Source organism: Micromonospora foliorum, assembly GCF_022229015.1.
GTDB lineage: Bacteria > Actinomycetota > Actinomycetes > Mycobacteriales > Micromonosporaceae > Micromonospora > Micromonospora foliorum.
Window position 1 is genome coordinate 1 of record NZ_JAKKFF010000294.1, and the last position, 4,618, is coordinate 4,618.

4 protein-coding genes and 1 pseudogene are annotated in these 4,618 nt (G+C 72.6%); 2 read left to right on the forward strand and 3 right to left on the reverse strand.

Features of this window, described 5'->3' with window-relative positions:
• From PSH25_RS21340 to PSH25_RS21350, 3 genes and pseudogenes are all read right to left on the reverse strand, one after another.
• A pseudogene (locus PSH25_RS21340) lies at window positions 1–405 on the reverse strand (glycosyltransferase); the annotation flags it as partial.
• A 10-nt stretch (window positions 406–415) separates the two neighbouring features.
• Window positions 416–1,738, reverse strand: a complete 1,323-nt coding sequence (gene paaK, locus PSH25_RS21345) for a phenylacetate--CoA ligase PaaK (protein ID WP_238660759.1) — start codon at window positions 1,736–1,738, stop codon at window positions 416–418.
• Window positions 1,739–1,816: 78 nt separating this feature from the next.
• A complete protein-coding gene (locus PSH25_RS21350; RefSeq protein WP_238660760.1) occupies window positions 1,817–2,266 on the reverse strand; it encodes a MarR family winged helix-turn-helix transcriptional regulator in 450 nt (149 codons plus the stop codon).
• A 134-nt stretch (window positions 2,267–2,400) separates the two neighbouring features.
• Here PSH25_RS21350 and PSH25_RS21355 point away from each other — a divergent pair, with 134 nt between their 5' ends.
• Window positions 2,401–3,621, forward strand: coding sequence for an MFS transporter (locus tag PSH25_RS21355; protein WP_238660761.1), 1,221 nt, complete (start codon window positions 2,401–2,403; stop codon window positions 3,619–3,621).
• 141 nt (window positions 3,622–3,762) lie between these two features.
• Window positions 3,763–4,521, forward strand: coding sequence for a class I SAM-dependent methyltransferase (locus PSH25_RS21360; protein ID WP_238660762.1), 759 nt, complete (start codon window positions 3,763–3,765; stop codon window positions 4,519–4,521).
• Window positions 4,522–4,618 lie beyond the last annotated feature (97 nt).

Below are 4,618 nucleotides of genomic sequence, written 5' to 3' on the forward strand. Positions count from 1 at the left end.
GCGTACGGCCGGCACGTCGAGCCGCGCCGCGGCCACCGCGCCGGCGACCGCGAACGGCTCGTACAGCACCAGATCGGGCCGCCACCGGGTGGCCAGCGCGACCACCGGGTCGGTGAGCTGGTCGTTGAGCGCGCCGAACAGCAGGCCGGCGCCCCGGGTGCCGGCGGTGCCGGCCAGCTCGGCCCGCGCGATCAGCGGATGGCGGGGAAAGACCCGCAGCGCGATCCGGCCGAAGTCGAAGCCCGGCGCGATGTCGTGCACCGGCAGACCGGCGTCGGCGGCGGCCAGACCACCACCGCCGGTGGCCACCAACACGTCGTGGCCGGCGTCGCGCAACGCGACCGCGAGGGGCACCAGCGGGAAGACGTGCCCGACGAGCGGGGCGGAGACCACCAGCACGCGCATGGGCAGGATCCTATGTCGACGGCGACATCGAGGCAGGCCGCTGGTCGACGATGCGGCGCATCTTGCCCATCGACCGTTCCACCGTGTCCGGGGCGAGGACGTCGACCGCCACGCTGACGCCGATGGTGTTCTTCACCAGCGCAACCAGCGTGCCGCCGGCCCGCTCGGCGGCGTCCCGGTCGACGCCGGCCCGCCGCTCCACCCGCACCGTCAGGGTGTCCAGCCGGCCGTGCCGATCGAGGACGCACTGGAAGTGCGGCGACAGCTGCGGGGTGCGCAGGATCAGCTCCTCGATCTGGGTGGGGAAGATGTTCACCCCGCGCAGGATCATCATGTCGTCGGTCCGGCCGGTGATCTTCTCGATCCGGCGCATCGGCCGGGCGGTGCCGGGCAGCAGCCGGGTCAGGTCGCGGGTGCGGTAGCGCACCACCGGCATCGCCTCCTTGGTCAGGGAGGTCAACACCAGCTCACCCCGCTCGCCGTCGGGCAGCACGGCCCCGCTGACCGGGTCGATGATCTCCGGGTAGAAATGGTCCTCCCAGAGGTGCAGCCCGTCCTTGGTCTCGACGCACTCGGTCGCCACGCCGGGACCCATCACCTCGGAGAGCCCGTAGATGTCGACGGCGTGGATGTCCAGTTGCTGCTCGATCTCGCGGCGCATGTCCTCGGTCCACGGCTCGGCGCCGAAGATGCCCACCTGCAGCGAGGTGGCGCGCGGGTCGATGCCCTGGCGGCGCATCTCGTCGACGATGGCCAGCAGGTAGCTGGGCGTGACCATGATGACCTCGGGCTCGAAGTCGCGGATCAGCATCACCTGGCGCTCGGTCATCCCCCCGGAGACCGGGATGACCGTGCAGCCCAGCTCCTCGGCCCCGTAGTGCGCGCCCAGGCCGCCGGTGAAGAGCCCGTAGCCGTACGCGACGTGCACCCGGTCGCCGGGACGGCCGCCGGAGGCGCGGATCGACCGGGCCATCAGGCGCGCCCAGGTACGCAGGTCGTCACGGGTGTAGCCGACCACTGTCGGCCGGCCGGTGGTGCCGGAGGAGGCGTGCAGGCGGGCGACCCGCTCCCGGGGTACGGCGAACATGCCGAACGGGTAGTTCTCCCGCAGCTCGGCCTTACCGGTGAACGGGAAGCGCGCCAGGTCGTCGAGTTCCCGGCAGTCGTCGGGGTGCACGCCGGCGGCGTCGAACGCCTGCCGGTAGTGCGGCACGTTGTCGTACGCGTGCCGCAACGACCAGCGCAGTCGGTCGCGTTGCAGGGCGCGCAGCTCGTCGATGCCGGCGCGCTCGATCGGCTCCAGCTCCTCCGGACGAGGGGTGCGGTCCTGCATCGGCTGCCTCCTTGGCGCGGCGGTCCCGGTGGGGCTGCCGGTACCGTACGCCCGCCGTCGCCCGGGTCGGCGGGGCGGTCAGCGGGCGGCCGGCAGCCGGTGCAGGGCGTCGACAAGCGGTGCCAGCTCGGGGGTGGCCTCGGCCTCGGCGAGCGCGTCGGTCAGCACCCGGTCGTGGGTCGGTCGGGTCTGGGCGAGCAGCTCGGAGCCGGCCGGGGTCAGCTCGGTGTAGATGCCGCGCCGGTCGTCGGCGCAGAGGATGCGGGTGAGCAGCCCTCGCTGCTCCAGCCGGGTGACCAGCCGGGTGGTGGCGCTGCCGGAGAGCGCGGCGGCGCGGGCGAGCTGGCTCATCCGCATGTGCCAGCCGTCCTGGCGGGAGAGCGCGTCCAGCACCGTGTATTCGACGACGGAGAGGTCGTGGCCAGCCTGCAGTGCCCGCTCCAGCGACGTCTCGATCAGCCCGTGCAGGGCGGCGAGGGTGCGCCAGCCCTGCGCGCGGATCTCGACCGCGTCGTCGGCGATGCCCATGCCGGCCTCCTGATGTGATCTGAACGGATCCCAGGCTACCACGCTTGCGCCGATATAAAGCGCGTGCAAGTATTTCGTTGCTGGCGCGTGTAGTTGCACGCGCCGCACATCTGCCCCCTCCGGATGGGAAGACCATGTCCGTACGCCACAAGTCCCTGCCGCCCGGCCTGATCGCACTGGCCATCGGCGCCTTCGGCATCGGGCTCACCGAGTTCGTGATCATGGGCCTGTTGCCCGAGGTGGCCGCCGACTTCGCGGTCACCGAGCCGGTGGCCGGCTGGCTGATCTCCGGCTACGCGCTCAGCGTGGCCGTCGGCGGCGTCGCCCTCACCGCGGCGGTCACCCGACTGCCGCGCAAACCGGTGCTGCTCGGCCTGATGGTGCTCTTCATCATCGGCAACCTGCTCTCCGCCGTCGCCGGCGACTACGCCGTGATGATGGCCGGCCGGATCGTCGCCGCGCTCTGCCACGGCGCGTTCTTCGGCATCGGCGCCGTGGTCGCCGCCGGCCTGGTCGCACCGGCCCGCCGGGCGGGCGCCATCGCCATGATGTTCGCCGGCCTGACCATCGCGAACGTGCTCGGCGTGCCGTTCGGCACCTTCCTCGGGCAGCACTTCGGCTGGCGGTCGACGTTCTGGGCGATCACCGCCATCGGGGTGGTCGCCCTGATCGGGCTGGCCCTGCTCATTCCGGGGGGCGACACCGCCACCGCCGACCGCCCGGCCGGCGGGCTGCGCGGCGAGCTGCGGGCCTTCACCCACCCGCAGGTCTGGCTCTCCCTGGTGATCACCGTCCTGGGCTTCGGCGGGATGTTCGGCGCGTTCACCTACATCGCCTACACCCTCACCGAGGTCAGCGGCTTCGCCACCAGCACCGTGCCGTGGCTGCTCGTCCTCTTCGGAGTGGGCCTCTTCGCGGGCAACCTGCTCGGCGGCCGGGCGGCGGACAGGTCACTGTCGCGCACCCTGGTCACCGTCCTGGCGCTGCTCACCGTGGTGCTCGTCGGCTTCGCGCTGACCGCCACGAACCCGGTGCTGACCATCGTCGCGCTGGTGCTGATGGGCGGGTTCGGCTTCGCCACCGTGCCGCCGCTGCAGATGCGGATCATGCGGTACGCCCACCAGGCGCCGACCCTGGCGTCCGGGGCGAACATCGCCGCGTTCAACCTCGGCAACGCGTTGGGCGCGTGGATCGGCGGGGTGACCATCGCCGCCGGACTCGGCTACACCTCGCCGATCTGGGCCGGCGCGGCACTCACCCTCATCGGTCTGGTCGTGCTCCTCGGCGCGCTGCGGCTGGCCCGGCGCGACGAACCGGCCCAGGCCGACGCGAGCCTGGTGGACACCACGGTCTGACCCGCCGCGAGGAGGACGCCGGGCCGGGCATCCGCCCGGCCCGGCGTCGCTCTGATCATCACCCTGCCATCCTTCCGCAATTGCAAAAGGTGTGCAACAAGGTCTGGACAACGCGCTCGTACCGTAACTAGCCTGATCGCCATGAGTCCTTACATCGTGGATCCCTGGGCCTGGCAGGAGAGCTGGGACCGTCAGCAGGAGGCCTACCTCCCGGACCGGGAACACCGGTTCACCGCCATGCTCGACACCGTCGATGCGATCCTCGACGACCGGCCACCGCGCGTGCTCGACCTGGCCGGCGGCACCGGCACCATCTCGCTGCGGACGCTGGCGCGCTTCCCCGCCGCGGAGACGACACTGGTCGACCTCGACCCGGCGCTGCTCGCCATCGCCGGCGCCTCGCTGGCCGACCGGGCCACCATCATCACGGCCGACCTCGGCACCCCCGAGTGGCGCTCCACGCTGCCGCACCAGGAGTACGACGCCGTGCTCACCGCCACCGCCCTGCACTGGCTGCCGGCCGACCGGCTCGGGCAGCTCTACGCCGAACTGCGCGACGTGCTGCGACCGGGCGGCGTCTTCGTCAACGCCGACCACATGATCGACGACACCCTGCCGGAGCTGACCAAGCGGCTGATGGACCGGGCCCGGGACCGGCGCGACGCCCGGTACGCCGCCGGCTCGGTGCTGTCCTGGTCGGACTGGTGGGAGCGGGCCGGCACCGACCCGGCCCTCGCCCCGCTTGTCGCCAAGCGACACGCGATCTACCCGACCGGGCACAGCCCCGAGTGGAACCCTCCGGTCTCCTGGCACCTGGCCGCACTCACCGCGGCCGGGTTCAGCGAGGTCGGCACGGTCTGGCGAGGCGGCCCGGACGCCGCCGTGGCGGCGGTGCGCTGACGCCACCGTCCCCGCTGGTGGCTGGCGCCACTTGCGCCTGGCAGTGCGCTGACGCCGCTGGCGCCGGCAGCGCACTGACGCCGCTGGCGCCGGCAGC